Source organism: Natronorubrum halophilum, from assembly GCF_003670115.1.
In the GTDB taxonomy this organism is placed as follows: Archaea; Halobacteriota; Halobacteria; order Halobacteriales; family Natrialbaceae; genus Natronorubrum; species Natronorubrum halophilum.
Window position 1 is genome coordinate 925091 of sequence record NZ_QQTY01000001.1, and the last position, 15538, is coordinate 940628.

Below are 15538 nucleotides of genomic sequence, written 5' to 3' on the forward strand. Positions count from 1 at the left end.
ATCGCGGGTGGTCTCGTTAGGGGTCTTTGTCGGTTCGCGTCGTAACACCGGCATGGCCCCGATCCCCGCCGAAGCCGAACGGCTCCTCGAGAGCGAAACGCTGATGGCTCACCTCGCAACCAGCGTCGATGATCGCCCGCACGTCGCGCCGGTCTGGTACCGCTACGAGGACGGCGTCGTCGAGCTCGTGACGACGGGGCGAAAGCTGGCGAACGTTCGCGAGAATCCGCGTGTGGCGCTCTCGATCCAGAAGGACGACGACGGCGACGCGAGGTGGATGGTCGCGCTGCGGGGAACCGCGACGATCGTCGAGGACGCCGACGAAATCGGGGTCGCCACTCGGAAGATCAACGAGAAGTACGGCGCGGACCCCGACGCCTACCCGCAGAATACGCTCGTCCGAATCGACGTCGGATCGGCGAACTATCAGACGTACTGACGACGGTTGGAATTCGTTCGCCCCCGCAGGTCGGAACGCTCTCGGATCGGTCCGGGTCGTGTACAGTGCGGTCGTCAGGCCGGCGGGATAACGATGGCTATTTGACTCGTCTGAGAATACGGTACGAGACTGCATCTACAGGACGCAAAAATGTCACTCGAACCGCTTTTCGTCGACGTCGGGGCTACGCTCGAGAACGCCGGCGGATTCCTCCAGTACGTCCTGGTCTTCGTTTTCGCCGCGATACCGCTCCTCGAGATTCTCGTCGTCATTCCGGTCGGGATCGGACTCGGGCTCGATCCGATGGCGACGGGTGCCCTCGCATTCGCCGGGAACGTTGCGTCGGTTTACGTCCTGATCTACTTTCACCGGCGGATCTCGAACTGGCGGCGCGATCGACGATCCGCGGACGAAACGGACTCGAGCGACCGGTTCGAACGAGCACGCGGGCTGTGGGAACGGTACGGACTCCCCGGAATAGCGATCGGTGGCCCGATCCTGACTGGCGTCCACATCGCCGCACTCGTCGCGTTGCTGGCCGGCAGCTCCGAGCGAACGGTCGCGGGGTGGATGACGGTCGGAATCGGTCTCTGGGCCGCACTCCTCGTCGCCGGATCGGTGTTGGGGGTTTCGTTGCTCGGGGTTGCGTGATCAGGCCGGCCTCGAGGACCGGGTGGCCTCTCTCGAGCACGGTGAGACGTTCGAGTTCGAGCCGTCCGATCGCCACGGCTAACGACGGGGTCGTTTCGGACGGGGATCAAACCGGCTCGGAACGGTCGAACGCACTCACTCGTCGTTCGAATCGCGGTTCTCCTCGCGACGGTCTGTAGGTGTCGAGCCGGGGAGCGAGAACGGATCCGCCTCGTCATCTTCGTACCGCCCCTCGCTGTCGGTATCCGCTATGAAGAGGAGGAGTCCCATTCCACCCGAGAGAAACACGAATCCAGCCCACTTGGCGGGAGAATCGAGCCCACGGCGGTTTGCGTCCCAGTAAACCAGTGCCGAGATCGAACCGAAGATCGCGACGTAAATGAGTCCGATCAGCAGTAGCGGACGCCAGAGCATATTCTCTCTCTTGAACGTACAAGTATAAATGTAATATTATTGTCGAGAAAAGCGAAGAAGAGATCTGCGAATATGCCAAGAGCCGAGACATAGATGTGTTGGCCGATATCGCGGAACTTCCGCGCCATCCGCAAGTTCGAGGGGTTCTCGGCGCGAGGTCCTGAGGCGCTCCGAGCGAAGAAGGCCGACGAACGAGGCGGCTTTACCGATCGGCTCGTGCTCTAATCGCGTTGAATCGGAAGGTCGGGGAGCGTGCCGTCTTGAGCACGGCGAAACCTACGAGTTCGAACCGGCGTCGGATCGTCGGAACTAGGTATTCGACGAACGGCCGGTACAGCGGATCTCTGTGTCACTTCGGACTGAGCAATCGGTATGCGGTGGCGCGCGCTGGGCCGCGTCGAACAGATAGTGAGACGCGGGCCGAAACTACGCGAGGGATGGGTGAGCAAGAGTGCGGCGCGTAGCGCCGCTGACGCGAACGGCGTAGCCGTGAGCGCGAGCGAATGAATCGGCTGGGGAGGACGTGGAAATCCCCGGTGCCACGATAGCAGAGACACCGCGTTCGTTTCAGTCTCATCGACGACGAGCGTCCTACTCGTGCTGGCGACACGGAGTAGCCACGCCCTTTCCAGCCGATTTCTCCTCACGGACGCGAAGCGTCCGTTCGGATGGTTCGCGGGACCGTCGGTCCCGCGCTAACGCTCACTGCGGTTCAGCGCGCGCCACCGCACGTGCTCTCTCGTCTCGAGCCGATCCGGTACTCGTCGATGACGGAGTGGTGTCGTTCCCTCGAGCGCCGCGGGATCAGTTTGCGAGTCGCTCGAGCGCCGCGGCGACCACGAGCGGGAACGTGATCGTCGCGTCGGCGTAGACCGAGACGTTGTCGGCGTCCTTCTCGAGTTTGCCCCACGAGCGGGCTTCGTCGAGCGTCGCACCGGAGAGGCCGCCGGTCTGTTTGGGGTCCATGGTCAACTGGACGGCGTAGTCGTAGGCGTCGGGTGCGACGAGCATCGTCTGGAGGGTGAAGTTCTTGGGGACGCCGCCGCCGACGATGAACGCGCCGGCCTCCTCGGCGTAGTAGGCGGTGTCGGTGAGGGCGGTCATGTCCGCCAGCGCGTCCAGCGAGAAGTCGGAGGTCTGGGAGTACATCCACGCCTGGAGGCCGAGCACGGAGTCCTGAACCGCGGGGCAGTAGATCGGCACGTCGTTCTCGTAGGCTGCGGCGGCGATCCCCGGCCCCTCCGAGACCCCCTCGCGCTCGTTGACCTCGGCGTTCGCGTGGCCGAGTTCCTCGGTCAGCCGCTGGATCGAGACGATGCCCTCTTCCTCGAGGGTCGGAAACACCTCCTCTCGCAGGTGGGACTCGAACGTCGCGAAGAACTCCTGTGGGAGGTAGACGTTGTAGATGCGGTCGACGCCCTCGTCGCGCAGCGTTTCGTCGTGTTCGCGCTCGGTCTTCCCCTCGGCGTGGACCGCGCCGTGGTGGTGCTTGCCGCCGATGGCCTCGATGCTGTCGTGAGTGAGATTCGCCCCGGTCGTGACGAGCACGTCGATGTGGCCCTCGCGAATCAGATCGGCGACGATTCGTCGCATCCCCGTGGGCACCATCGCCCCCGCTAGCCCGAAGAAGACGGTTACGTCGTCGTCGAACATCGACTCGGTCACGTCGACCGCCTCGTGGAGGTCCGCAGCGCCGACGCCGGCGTTGCCGTACTCGTCGGCGAGTTCGCCGACGGTCATGCCCGCTCGAGCCTCCGCGTGACCGATCGGATCGTGCGAAAACGTCTCGCGTTCGGGTTCGTGATGGCCGTCTTCCGCATCCGCGGCGGAATCGTCAGCGTGGTCGTCGCTCATATCCTCGAGTGAGGACGCCAGCGCTTTGAACGTCGCGATCCCTCCAGCGCGAATCGAGCGAGGCGAGCGGCGACCCGCCGGACCGCTGGTTCGGTCGAGAGCGGAGGTACCGCCGAACGGGCGTCACAGCCCGGTCGGCACATCGAAGTACGTCGTCTCGAGACCCCACTCCGCGACCAATTCTTGTAGCGAGCACACGCCGAACGTCTCCGTTGCGTAGTGGCCCGCAAGCACGACGTTGATCCCGGCCTCCTGGGCCTCGTGGTAGACTTTCTGTTTTCCTTCGCCGGTGACGAGCGCATCGACGCCCGCATCATCGGCCTCCTCGAGCCAGTCGGTTCCACTGCCGGTGACGATCGCGATTTCAGAGATTTCCTCGGGGCCGAATCCGAGGCCGCGTACCTGTCGGTCCCCCGTGTCGAGTTCGGCCTCGAGGCGGTCACAGAGCGATTCGATCGAGTAGGACTCGAGGGCGGTCCCGCGCTGGCCGATGTACTCCGGGCCGAGTTCGCCGAATGGCGAGCGGTTCTCGAGATCCAGTACGTCGGCGACCCCGGCGGCGTTGCCGTGATCCTGGTGGCCGTCCAGCGGCAGGTGCGAGACGTAGAGTGCAACGTCGTTCTCGATCAGCGGCGCGATTCGATCGTAAGTCCGACCGGTGACGCGGTCGAAGCCGCCCCACGAGATGCCGTGGTGGACGACGAGCGCGTCGGCGTCGGCGTCGATCGCCCGCTCGAACGTCTCCCGAACGCCGTCGACGGCGAACGCGACGCGTTCGACCTCGCCGCCGTCGGGACCGACCTGGAGGCCGTTCGCACTGGCGTCGAGGTCGGCGTAGTCGTCGGTTCGCAACTCCTCGTCGAGTCGATCGGCGAACACTGCGAGTTCCATGCTGCGAGGTTCCCCGTCGAGACCCTTGTATCCGGTAGGTTTACCGCTCCTTGGTCGGCGATGGGAAACGGGGAGATCCCGGTCTCACATCAGGTAGAACAGCGGGAACAGGAACACCCACACGATGTCGACGAAGTGCCAGTAGAGCCCGAAGAACTCGACCGGACGGTGGTCGTCGAGATAGGCGTCGATCGTCCTGATCCGGTAGATCATGAAGGCGGCGATGAGCAGTCCGAGGATCACGTGCAGCGCGTGCAGACCCGTGGTGACGTAGTAGATGGAGTACTCGAGGCCGTACCACCAGTACTCGCCGTGGGAGATCTTGACGCTGTACTCGTAGGCTTTCACCGTCATGAACGCCAACCCGAGCAGGAGCGTCGCGCCCATCGCGGTGAGCAGTCCCTTCTTGTTCTGGCGCTCGGCGAAGACGAGCGCGAGGACGACCGTGAAGCTCGAGGTGAGCAGGATATAGGTGTTGAGCAGGCCGGGCCAGGAGGCGAACGGCACCATCGTCCAGTTGTTCCAGCCCATGTGCAGGCGCATGAACACGTACGCCCCGATCACGGAACCGAAGACGACGACGTCGGAGGCGATGAAGAACCAGACGCCGAGTTTCGTCGTCCCGATCCCGTCGAACGGCCAGCGTTCGGCGATCGCCATCTCGGGCGCGTGAAACCGCTCGCGGCCGTACTCGAAGAGCGTGTAGCCGAGGATCGCCACGCCGAGTACCGTCAACACCGGGTAGAGGATGCTCGGTTCGGCACCGGTGCCGACGAGCGTGTCGGGTGCCGTTCCAGTTCCGTCGGCGAACGAAACCATGTACGGGGTGATTCCCGAAATCCCGAGGAAGAAGACGAACATGCCGAATCCGATCCCGACCGGCCAGATACTGGCGTGATCGGCGTGTTCCGCCTGGTGCGACGCGTCGGCCGTCAGACCGCCGTCGGTGGCGGCCGCCGAGTCGTCGACGAACTCGAGGCGACCGCTGGCGTAGCTCGGACGGCCGTCCCAGTTCTCGAGCGGCGGGGGCGACGGAATCGCCCACTCGGCGGTTCGGGAGTACGCCCACGGATTGTCGGGGGCGTCGGGACCCGACAGCCAGCTCTTGGCGAGCGTGTAGAACATGATCAGGAACGACGCACCGAGGACGAACGCCCCGGCGGTCGCCATCCGGTGGTACAGTTGCAGTCCGACACCGTAATCGAAGACGCGACGCGGCGTCTCCCAGGCGAGGAACATCGGGAAGTACAGCAGGTTGAACCCGAGGAAGTAGACCGCGAAGTGGAGTTTCCCCAGCGTCTCGGAGTACATCTTCCCGGTGATTTTGGGCCACCAGTAGTAGAGGCCGCCGATCAGCGCAGTTACCCCCGAAACCATCACGTAGTGGAAGTGAGCGACGACCCAGTAGGTGCCACGGAACTCGAAGTCCAACACGACGGCCCCGAGGAAGACCCCGGTGATCCCGCCGAGGATGAACAGGACAAGCGCACCCAGCGAGAAGAGAAACGGCGTGGTAAATCGGACCCGTCCCTTGACCATCGTGTAGATCAGCGCGAAGACCATCAGGTCGAAGGGCAGCGAAATCCCGATCGTCGTCGCCATGAACAGCGTCTTGATCTCGAGGTTGATGGTGGTCAGGAACATGTGGTGCATCCAGACCAGGAAGGACTGGACGGCCACGAGGACCATCGCGATGATGACCCACTTCCGACCGACGAGTCGCCGGCCGGTGAAGGTCTGGAACGTCTCGAACATGATCCCCAGTGCGGGGAAGAAGACGATGTACACCTCCGGATGGCCGAAGAACCAGAACAGGTGCGCCCACAGCAGGCTCGAGCCCTGGTCGGTCGCAAAGTACTGCGTCAGGAAGATGCGGTCGCTCGCCTGCAGTAACAGGGCGGCGAGCAGCGCGGCGAAGGCGAACAGCATCATCCAGACCGTCAGCAGCCACGACCAGGTGAAAAGCGGCATGTTCCAGAGGCCGAGCCCTTCCGCCCGCGAACGGTGAATCGTCGTGAGGAAGTTCACCGTCCCGATCGTGATCGAGAAGACGAACAGAATCAAAGCCAGGATCGCCGCGTTCCCCCCGGTGGCCGCCTCCATCGCGGTCGTGTACATCGGCACGTTCAGCGGGGCGTACATCGTCCACCCGCCGGAGAACGTCTGCCCCTGAAAGAACGAGATTCCGAACAGGATTCCCGAAAACAGGTAAAACCAGTAGCTCATCGCGTTCAATCGCGGAAACGCGAGATCCTTTGCACCGATCTGCAGCGGGACGAGATAGTTCGCGAAGCCGGTCGCGATCGGAGACAGGAACCAGAAAACCATCAACAACCCGTGAGCCGAGACGGCCTGATTGTATTCGCTTCCCGTGAGGAACCCCGTGCCGCCGGCATCCCACAACTGAATGCGAAACAGCATCGCGAGGACGCCGCCCAGCAGCAAGAAGAACAGCGCCGTCGCCAGATAGAGGACCCCGACGTCCTTGTGGTTCGTCGTCACGAGCCACCGCTTGATGCTCGTCATCGGGGGAAGGTCGCTCATCGCCGGATCACCCGCTGGGCAGCGGCGATCGCTCGAGGAACCCACCGAACCAGCCCGATCCGACGCACAGTCCTCAGCCCACGTCCGCGAGACACGAGGTCCATTGACAGAGTGTTTCTCACTGATTTCGTGTATCAACGTATGGGGCGCATTTGCAAGGTGTCGGTAGCTGGGGGCGTTGGAGCCTCTCCGGACGGACGTTCGAGTTACCAGCCACGCCGTAACGATGTCTCAGTTCGCGTGTCGACGATCCGTAGCCTCTCCGCTTTCGGATCTCGAGGCACGACGTAATCGGTACCGAGCCGTGCGAGCGATAGTAGCTGCTACACGTCAATGGACGCCTAGTTGCACGGTGGTTGTGCGATCGGTTTGTGCATACGTACGATTTGCGATCGGTTTATCGATACGTACGATTGCCACAGTAATTACCGATTGCTCGTCTGACGATCCGGGTAAAACCGGCCCTTATACGTGTGCAACTCCTCCGATCGATAACGAGAGATGTTGCACTGTGCGTCTCCCGGTCCGTAAAGGACGTCTGGGGACAGAACAGTCGTGTATCGATCACGGGCGCATCACAGAATCAACGCTCGTGTACACATCATGTCCGATCATCACTTCAAACGGGTCGCCGAAGAGACGGCCGAAATCCTCCTCGTCGAGGATAACCCGGGCGATATTCGCCTAACAGAAGAGGCGTTCAAAGCGACGGATACCGAGACAACGCTTCACTCCATCACCACCGGTGATCGCGCCGTCGACTTTCTGACGCGGCAGATTGCTACCGAATCCGCATCGCTTCCCGATTTCGTTCTTCTCGATTTGAATTTGCCGGGGAAAAACGGCTGTGAAGTGCTCGAAGCGATCAGAAGCGATCCGCAACTCAAACCGCTTCCCGTGATCGTGCTCACGAGTTCCGAAGCCGCGGAAGACATCGAACGGTGCTACGACGCACGCGCCAACGCCTATCTGACGAAACCGAAGGGGCCGGACGAGTTCGAGGCACTCGCGAAAGCGGTCGAGAAGTTCTGGTTCGAACAGGCACGGTTTCCGTCGCCTCTACGGTAACGACGTCTGCGAGGCGGGACAGAGCGACCATCCACGGTGAGTCGGCGAGCGAAAGCCCGCTACGTCCCGTCGGCGTGGGAAAAGACGAATTCCCGAACCAGTTTGCCGGCGAGCGAGGCGGCCTGTCCGTCGTCTCGGTCGTTGACCTCGACGACGTCGAACCCGCCCGAGCGGGGGGCCACCTCGCGGACGATATCGCGCATGTCACGGGACTCGAGGCCGAACGGCTCCGTCGTCCCCGTCCCCGGCGCGTACGCGGGATCGGCAGCGTCGATGTCGACGCTCAGGTAGACGGTCCGTCCCTCGAGTCGGTCCCCGAACGACCAGTCCGCGATATCCCTCGGCGGGACGACGGTCACGTCGTCCTCGCTCGCACGGTCCCACTCCGCTTCGCTTCCCGTTCGCACGCCGAGGAGGACGACCTCCTCGACGGCGTCGACCTCGAGAATCCGTCGCGTGACGGCGGCGTGGGAGAGTTCGTTCCCGGCGTAGGCGTCGTACAAGTCAAGGTGAGCGTCCAGACAGACTACCACCTCGGGTTCGACCGCGCGGACGCCGGCGAGCGAGACGCTGTGTTCGCCGCCAAGCATCAGCGGGATGGCGTCGTCCCAGACGACGTCGCGCAGGGTTCCCGTGAGGTACTCGAGGTACTCCGCGGCGTCGTCCCAGGCGGGGACGTCGCCGCGGTCTTCGACGGCGAGGTCCGAGAAGTGCCGGTCCGTCCGGTGGTCGTAATCGTCGAACGGCTCCGCAAAAGTTCGAATGCGTCGGGGACCGAATCGAGTCCCCGGCTGAAAGGTCGTCGAGACGTCCAGGGGCGCACCGACGACCACGAAGTTCGGCCCGTCACGATCGGGATCAACCGCCTGATCCGCCGTATCGGTCTCCTCGCGTTCGTCACTCGCCCCGGGAAACATCAGACGATCTTTCGCTGGTCTTCCATCTCGAGGTACTCGATGTTCTCGTCGGGGGAGACGTCGACGTCCTCGGGAATGCGCATCGTGAGCGTCTCGTACGTTTCAAGGTCCATGACCTGCATGTCGTTGCCGTCGACGGAGACGACCTGACCGTTCTTCCGCTCGATGATCGGGACCCAGATCTTCGCGTCGACGGGCTGGGAGAGCGAGCGCTTCTTCCCGTCGAAGACACCTTTGGCCTCGACTCGAGCCTTGGCGCTGCCGTGTTTACCGGGTTTGGCGGTCGAGTAGGCGTTGATCTTACAGGCTGCGTCGTCGATCATGACGTAGCTTCCTTCCTGGAGTTCGCGAACTTCGGTCTGCTGTTTCGCCATGTCCCGGCGTAATCAACCGACGGCCATAAACCGTTTGGAATGGACGCTGCCCCGAGGTCGGTCGGACTGGCGGACGGAAACCGGACAACCGCTTCTCGGTCGCCCGTTCGGGCGAGATCTGTCACTCGAGACGATCGCCCAGCAGTGATGGTTCCGGCCGTCCTCGGGGTCGGCGGGACGGAGTACTACGCGGCGTCCGCGTCGGTAGTCCACCGAAATCCGCTCGGCTCGAGCGGCGGCACGAGCGGGCTCGTCGGCAACCCGTCGCCGACCGCGGAGTCGTTGTACGCCCGCGGCGCGACGTCGTTTGGGCCGTCGGGGTAGTACAGCGACGCCAGCGTCTGGATGTGACCGCGGCCGACGCCGAGTTCGAACTGGCCGCCGCCGTACAGCCGAATCCCGCGTTCGTCGCAGTGGGCGAGCGTCTCGAGGAGCGACTCGAGCGAGCCGAACCGCGAGGGTTTGATGTTGAGCCAGTCGGGCTCCCACGGGAGCGCTTCGACGTCCTCGAGTCCGTCAATCGGGGCGTCCCACGACGTCCGAGCGCGGACGGCAGGATCGTCGAACAGCGGCTCCGTCTCGTCGGTCAGCGCGGGGTCCTCGATGACGGTCTCGGGGAAGGCCTCGAGCACCCGCCGATACAGTTCGGGATCGGCCGGCGTGTCGACCTCCGTCCCCTCGTACTGGCCTTTGAGGTCGAGAATGCGGATCGCGTCGGCCCCGACGGTTTCGTCGAGCGCCGTCACGACGCCGTCGTCCCACGCCGGGGTCGGATCCAGCTTGAACTCGAGACCGGGAACCCGCTCGCGGAGGCGCTCGAGTCGGTCGGTCGTCGGCGGATCGCCGAGTCGGGTGCTGGCGACGAACCGGACCGGTTCGAGCGAGCGGTCGAGCGCGCTCGCGACGGTCGTTCCCGCCTGGCGGAGGGCGAGATCGAGCGCCGCGCTCTCGAGCCCCCAGCGCCGGTAGTTTCGAAACACCTCGCGATCCGGCGCACCCGCCGGGAACAGATCGACCGACTCGAGGTGTGACGAGAAGGAATCGATCGTGTACTCGCCGGTCGAATCGGGCAGTCCCGACTCGGCCAGCGCGTCGTGGTCTGCCGTCTCGTAGGTGACGTCCTCGCCTCGACCGACCGCCGTTTCGCCGTCGGGACCGACGCCGGACAGGGCGAACTCGGTGGTGACGCGGGTGAACTCGCTCGAGGTCTCGCGTTCGAGGCGCTCGCTCGAGACGTCGTCGATCGACAGCGACAGGTCGGCGATCCGCTCGTAGTCCATACCGGACGGACGGCTGCAACCGAAAAGAACGTTTCACCGGGAGCGGGAGGCGATAGGTTGCAACTGCCTCGCGCTCGGGTTCACTCGTCGCCCCGTCGCTGGCGCAGGTTCTGTCGCGTAAACTGCGGTCGGACGCGCGTCGAGCGCGGTTTGCGGAACGATCGGTAGAGTTGAATCGTCACCGCGACCGAGAAGACCGCTGCGATGACCGACGCCTCGGGTGCCCCGAGCGCGTAGAGGACGCCCATGGAAAACAGCGACATCGTGAGTAACATGCCGTAGACCAGCCGCTTTGCGAGCGTGTTGAAGACGTTCTCCGAGTCTTCGACGCCGATACGGACGTAGAGGTCGTCGCGGTCGAGCCGATCTAACGTGCGCTCGGCTTTGGGTGCCAGCCGGGTCAGCGATTCGCCGGTTCGGCGGAGTTGCTCGCCCGATTCGCGGAGGTACTGGCGGACGGACTCCTCGCGATAGCCCTGTTCGGTGAGGTAGTCGGTCGCGGTCTCGATGAAGTCGAACTCCGGATCGAGCGTGACGCAGACGCCTTCGACGACGGTCGCGACGCGGAGGACGAGCGCGAGGTTTTTCGGCAGTCGGAACGGGAATTCGTAGATCGAGTCCTCGATCTGGCCGATGATCTGGTTTACCCGATACTGTTCGATATCCTGGCCGCGCGCGTCCTGAATAGCCAGTTCCATCACGTCGGCCATCACCGTCCGGTCGGCCTCCGGTGAGAGCGTGCCGATCTCGGTCAGCGCGTCGAGGATGGCGTCGATGTCCCGGTTGGCGACCGCGATGTAGAAGTCGACGATCTTTCCCTGGACGAAGTCGTCGACCCGGCCGGACATCCCGAAGTCGTAGAAGACGATCCGGCCGTCGTCGGTCACCGCGAGGTTGCCCGGGTGCGGGTCGGCGTGAAAGATCCCGTCGTCGATGATCATCTGCAGGTACGACCGCTGGAGGTTCTCCGCGACCTGCGTTCGGTCGACGCCCTTCCGGTCGAGTTCCTCGACGTCGTTGATCTTCGTCCCCTCGAGGTACTCCATCGTGAGCACGCGCGGCCCCGAGTGGCTCTCGATCACGTCGGGGATGACGAACCGGTCGTCGTCCGCGAAGTTGGCGCGGATCTCCCGTAACATCGTCGCCTCGCGCTCGTAGTCCATCTCCTCGCGAATGGTCTTTGCGAACTCGTCGGCGAGGTTCTCGAGGGAGAACGCTCGAGAATCGTCGACGAAGTAGAGGAGGATCGGCAGCGACCATCGGACGACCCGGAGATCCGCCGCCACCAAGTCCTCGATGTCCGGCCGCCGAACCTTTACGGCGACTTCGCGGCCGGTGTGGCTCTCTGGAGCCGACTGCGGCCCGTCAGTCCCAGTCTCGATGCGCGCTCGATACACCTGTCCGAGGCTCGCCCCGCTGATCGCCTCGGTCTCGAACTCCTCGAAGCGGTCGTCTAGCGGCCCGAGTTCGTCCTCGATCACCCGCCTGGCGGCGGTCCACTCGGCGGGCGGCACCTCGTCCTGGAGCGCCGCGAGAACGTCGATGTAGGCCGGCGGCAACACGTCGGGCCGGGTCGAGAGCAGTTGACCGAGTTTGATGAACGTCGGACCGAGCGTCAACAGCGACTCGAGCAGGACCTCGGCGCGGTGGCGGTGGGTCTCGGCGTCGACCCGGCGCGGACGGCCGAACAGGAGAAACCGACGACGGTCGCGGGCGTACGCGAGCAACAGCGGGAGGAACTGCCACGCGACGAGAACGAATCGCTTGTATGCGCGGAGGGAGACCAGTCTCGGTCACCCCATGTTAGCCGGCGTCCTCGTCGACGACGTCGATGGTCGTCTCTCCACCCGAAGACAACTTGGGCAGCGTCAACTCGAGGACGCCGCGTTCCACCGTCGCCTCCGATTCCGTTTCGACCGCGTCCGCGGGCAAAGGAAGTTCGACATCGAGAAAGAGCGACCGGTTCTCCTCGAGGTAACGATAGTCCTCGTTGGGGTCTTTTTCGCGGTGAGCCTCGATCGAGATGCGGCCGTCCTCGACCGTCAGGGTGAGCGAGTCGGCGGTAACACCGGGGACGTCGAGGACGAGCAGATAGGCGTCCTCGCTCTCGAGAAGGTCGAAGAAAACGTCCTCGGAGAGATTCCCTAATGCATCGCGGAGCGCTGACATAGCTACAGGTTCGAACGCGGATACGAAAAAGCCCGCGGTAGCGGCCGATTCGATGGGAACGATGGAAACTGGGTGCGTCCCCGATCCGGTTTCCGAGCGAACCCGTAGTCCCCCACGCTTTTGGCGTCCGGCGACCCGGTTCAGAGTATGGAAGGAGCCGACAACGAGCGCAAGCGGTCCGGGTTCAAGGTACGGACCCCGGTCGACGAAGCGCGCCGAATACTCAGGGAGGCCGTCGTAGCGGGGCACGACGGAATCGGTATCGACGGCGACGATAGCGACGGTCCTGCGAGCGTCGGTGCCGGCGACATCCCGCCCACGACGGATACGGAACTCGTGGACATCGAACGCGCGGACGGGCGAGTGCTTGCCGCTCCCGTCGCGTCCGCCCGAAACGTCCCCCACTATCGGCGAGCGGCGATGGACGGCTACGCCGTTCGAGCCGCGGACACGTTCGGGGCCAGCGACCGCTCCCCCGAAGTGCTCCGAGTCGCAGCGGGAACCGGCCGCGACGCCGAAGTCGCGCCGGAAACGGCCGCCCGCGTTCACACCGGAAGTGCCCTTCCCGAGGGTGCGGACGCCGTCGTCATGATCGAACAGGTCACCGAACTCGAGTCGGTCGACGAACTCGAGGTCGCCGACGCGGTCGCGGAGGGCGAAAACGTCGCGCCCGTCGGCGAGGATATCGAGGAGGACCAACGGCTCTACGCGGCCGGCCACCGGCTCCGGCCGTCGGATCTCGGCCTCCTGCGCTCTGCAGGCTACGCGAAGGTGTCGGTCGCGAAGCGGCCGACGGTCGGCGTGATCCCGACGGGCGAGGAACTCGTCTCGAGCGACCCGGGACCGGGCGAGGTCATCGAAACCAACGGACTCACGGTCTCCCGGCTGGTCGAGCGCTGGGGCGGCCGCTCGACGTACCGAGACGTCGTCACCGACGACCCCGAATCGCTGCGCGTGGCGATTCAGCGGGACCTGACGAAGGACGTGATCGTCACCACCGGCGGCTCTTCCGTCGGTCAACGCGACCTGCTGCCCGAGGTGATCGACGACCTCGGCGAGGTGCTCGTCCACGGCGTCGGCCTCAAACCCGGCCATCCCGTCTGTCTCGGCGTCGTCGAAGGGACGCCCGTACTCGCGCTGCCCGGCTACCCCGTCGCCTGTATCGTCAACGCCGTCCAGTTCCTGCGGCCGACCGTACGCTGGCTCGAGGGGACGACTCCGGATCCACACCCCACGACGCACGCGCGCCTCGAGCGAAAGATCCCGAGCGAACCCGGGACGCGAACGTTCGCGCGGGTACAACTCGAGGCGCGCGAGGAGACGGACCTCGAGGCCGACGAGCCGCAGTTCGTCGCAACTCCGACGCGAGCGAGCGGGTCGGGGGTGCTCTCGAGCGTCGCGCTCGCCGACGGCTGGGTGGTCGTCGGCGATGACCGCGAGGGGATTCCGGCCGGCGAGAGGGTCGCCGTGGAGGACTGGGAACCGAACCCGTAACAACCGCGGGACAGGCGAACGGTGGACCACCATCGTTTAATAGAGATGTCTGTGTACGTGTCCAGTAACGATGGAATGGAACGAGTTCCTCGAGGGAGAGTCGCTCACCGGACGGCAAGCCGTGATCATTTTCTTCGGCTTCCTGCTGTTGGTTATCTTCGCCGGGGTACTACTCGTCGTGTTCAGTGACGTCTTCCAGGGGCTCGTGTGATCGCGCCGCAACCGACGGAAGAGTAACCGACGCGGCCCACGAAACGGCGCTGTCAGTCATCTCTCTACCGGATCGCGAGTCGAACCGCGTCCGCGAGCGCGTTCACCCGGGCGACGTGCTCGTAGGAGCCATCGCGAACCCCGTTCGTCACGTAGGAAAAGCCGATATTCTCCTCGGGATCGGCCCAGCCGACGCTACTGCCGAGTCCGGCGTGGCCGAACGTCCGCTCCGGCGACAGCGAACCGTACGGGGCGACGGTCGTCCCGCCCTTCCAGAATCCGAGACAGAACCGCGCCTCGCGGCCGATCGTTCCGTCAGCCTCCGTTTCGGCCTCGAGGCGAGTCATCCGTTCGACGGTTTCCGGTTCGAGTATCCGCACCCCATCGAGCTCGCCGCCGTTGGCGAGACAGGCGTAGAAGCGGGCCATGTCGCCGGCCGTCCCGATGCCGTTGGCGGCGGGGATGACGGACCGGTGGATCGCCTCGTCGTTGAACGGGGCCGCGACTTCGGCGTGATCCCCGAGTCCCTCGCCGGGGTCCCGACAGCGGTCGAACTCCTCGAAGCCGACCAGCGTCGCCACGTTGTCGTCCTCGTCCGCCCGAAGGCCGATACCGGTGTCTGCCATTTCGAGCGGTTCGAACACGCGTTCCGCGGCGGCCTCCTCGATCGGCGTCCCCGATACCCGGCGAACGAGTTCCCCGACCAACCAGCCGAACGTGAGGGCGTGGTACGCCGGAACCGCCCCCGGCGAGTGGACGAGGTCCATCGCCTCGAGGTGCTCCACGACGGCGTCCCAGTCGCTCCAGAGGTCGGGACGGTCGTCGATCTCCCCCCGGGGCAGTCCGGCGGTGTGGCTTAGCACCTGCCGAACGGTGACGGCGGCTTTCTCGGTGCCCGCCTCGGCGAACTCGGGCCAGTGATCCACGACGCGGTCGTCGTACTCGAGCGCCCCCTCCTCGACGAGGGAGTGGAGCGTCACGGCTCCGTAGGGTTTCGTACTGGAAAAGAGGACGTGCCGCGTCTCACCCGTCTCCGCCTCGCCGTCCGGACCCGTGACGCCGCCAGCGAGATCGAGCGCCCGCTCGCCGTCGACGTAGACGCTCAACTGAGCGCCGTGATGGAGCCCCACCTCGAGGTGCCGATAGAAGAGGGCGGCGATCCGTTCCCGATCCGTCTCGGTAAGTCGTGACATGCCACCACCCTCACGCGGTAGGGTTGTAACCGTTGTCTTC

General features: G+C 64.6%; 16 protein-coding genes. 6 read left to right on the forward strand and 10 right to left on the reverse strand.

Annotated elements, in window-relative coordinates:
* Nucleotides 1-52 precede the first annotated feature (52 nt).
* Entirely contained in the window at nucleotides 53-439 is a 387-nt protein-coding gene (locus tag DWB23_RS04385) for a pyridoxamine 5'-phosphate oxidase family protein (RefSeq protein WP_121741565.1), read from the forward strand.
* A gap of 150 nt (nucleotides 440-589) precedes the next feature.
* Complete coding sequence (locus DWB23_RS04390) at nucleotides 590-1090, forward strand: small multi-drug export protein (RefSeq protein ID WP_121741566.1); 501 nt, start codon at nucleotides 590-592, stop codon at nucleotides 1088-1090.
* Between the two features lie 135 nt (nucleotides 1091-1225).
* Here DWB23_RS04390 and DWB23_RS04395 read toward each other — a convergent pair whose 3' ends face one another.
* Complete coding sequence (locus tag DWB23_RS04395) at nucleotides 1226-1504, reverse strand: hypothetical protein (RefSeq protein ID WP_121741567.1); 279 nt, start codon at nucleotides 1502-1504, stop codon at nucleotides 1226-1228.
* 93 nt (nucleotides 1505-1597) lie between these two features.
* Between DWB23_RS04395 and DWB23_RS23690 the strand changes: the two genes are divergently transcribed.
* Nucleotides 1598-1729 carry a nucleoside triphosphate pyrophosphohydrolase family protein gene (locus DWB23_RS23690; RefSeq protein ID WP_275086286.1) on the forward strand — a complete coding sequence of 44 codons (132 nt, stop codon included), beginning with the start codon at nucleotides 1598-1600 and terminating at the stop codon, nucleotides 1727-1729.
* Nucleotides 1730-2308: 579 nt separating this feature from the next.
* On the opposite strand, the gene DWB23_RS04400 is transcribed toward DWB23_RS23690, so the two are convergent.
* The 3 genes from DWB23_RS04400 to DWB23_RS04410 all read right to left on the reverse strand — a co-directional run bounded on the left by DWB23_RS04400 (nucleotide 2309) and on the right by DWB23_RS04410 (nucleotide 6793).
* Nucleotides 2309-3358 carry a deoxyhypusine synthase gene (locus DWB23_RS04400; RefSeq protein ID WP_121741568.1) on the reverse strand — a complete coding sequence of 350 codons (1050 nt, stop codon included), beginning with the start codon at nucleotides 3356-3358 and terminating at the stop codon, nucleotides 2309-2311.
* Nucleotides 3359-3481: 123 nt separating this feature from the next.
* On the reverse strand, nucleotides 3482-4249 hold the full coding sequence (locus tag DWB23_RS04405; RefSeq protein WP_121741569.1) for a Nif3-like dinuclear metal center hexameric protein: 768 nt from the start codon (nucleotides 4247-4249) through the stop codon (nucleotides 3482-3484).
* Between the two features lie 84 nt (nucleotides 4250-4333).
* Nucleotides 4334-6793 carry a cbb3-type cytochrome c oxidase subunit I gene (locus DWB23_RS04410; RefSeq protein WP_121741570.1) on the reverse strand — a complete coding sequence of 820 codons (2460 nt, stop codon included), beginning with the start codon at nucleotides 6791-6793 and terminating at the stop codon, nucleotides 4334-4336.
* Between the two features lie 603 nt (nucleotides 6794-7396).
* Between DWB23_RS04410 and DWB23_RS04415 the strand changes: the two genes are divergently transcribed.
* Nucleotides 7397-7861, forward strand: coding sequence for a response regulator (locus DWB23_RS04415; RefSeq protein WP_121741571.1), 465 nt, complete (start codon nucleotides 7397-7399; stop codon nucleotides 7859-7861).
* A 59-nt stretch (nucleotides 7862-7920) separates the two neighbouring features.
* On the opposite strand, the gene speB is transcribed toward DWB23_RS04415, so the two are convergent.
* The 5 genes from speB to DWB23_RS04440 form a co-directional block, all read right to left on the reverse strand.
* Nucleotides 7921-8778 carry an agmatinase gene (gene speB, locus DWB23_RS04420; protein WP_121741572.1) on the reverse strand — a complete coding sequence of 286 codons (858 nt, stop codon included), beginning with the start codon at nucleotides 8776-8778 and terminating at the stop codon, nucleotides 7921-7923.
* A complete protein-coding gene (locus DWB23_RS04425; RefSeq protein WP_121741573.1) occupies nucleotides 8778-9152 on the reverse strand; it encodes a translation initiation factor IF-5A in 375 nt (124 codons plus the stop codon). The genes speB and DWB23_RS04425 overlap by 1 nt, the downstream gene beginning before the upstream one ends.
* Before the next feature lie 185 nt (nucleotides 9153-9337).
* Nucleotides 9338-10432, reverse strand: coding sequence for an enolase-like domain-containing protein (locus tag DWB23_RS04430; protein WP_121741574.1), 1095 nt, complete (start codon nucleotides 10430-10432; stop codon nucleotides 9338-9340).
* A gap of 80 nt (nucleotides 10433-10512) precedes the next feature.
* The gene (locus DWB23_RS04435; RefSeq protein ID WP_121741575.1) at nucleotides 10513-12159 is read right to left on the reverse strand and encodes an ABC1 kinase family protein; all 1647 of its coding nucleotides are present in this window, start codon (nucleotides 12157-12159) and stop codon (nucleotides 10513-10515) included.
* Between the two features lie 76 nt (nucleotides 12160-12235).
* Entirely contained in the window at nucleotides 12236-12601 is a 366-nt protein-coding gene (locus tag DWB23_RS04440; RefSeq protein WP_121741576.1) for an Hsp20/alpha crystallin family protein, read from the reverse strand.
* Between the two features lie 147 nt (nucleotides 12602-12748).
* On the opposite strand from DWB23_RS04440, the gene DWB23_RS04445 reads away from it, so the two are divergent.
* Complete coding sequence (locus tag DWB23_RS04445; protein WP_121741577.1) at nucleotides 12749-14095, forward strand: molybdopterin molybdotransferase MoeA; 1347 nt, start codon at nucleotides 12749-12751, stop codon at nucleotides 14093-14095.
* Between the two features lie 70 nt (nucleotides 14096-14165).
* Entirely contained in the window at nucleotides 14166-14306 is a 141-nt protein-coding gene (locus tag DWB23_RS22870) for a hypothetical protein (RefSeq protein WP_162989745.1), read from the forward strand.
* Nucleotides 14307-14370: 64 nt separating this feature from the next.
* On the opposite strand, the gene DWB23_RS04450 is transcribed toward DWB23_RS22870, so the two are convergent.
* Nucleotides 14371-15498, reverse strand: coding sequence for a serine hydrolase domain-containing protein (locus DWB23_RS04450; RefSeq protein ID WP_121741578.1), 1128 nt, complete (start codon nucleotides 15496-15498; stop codon nucleotides 14371-14373).
* Between the last annotated feature and the right edge of the window lie 40 nt (nucleotides 15499-15538).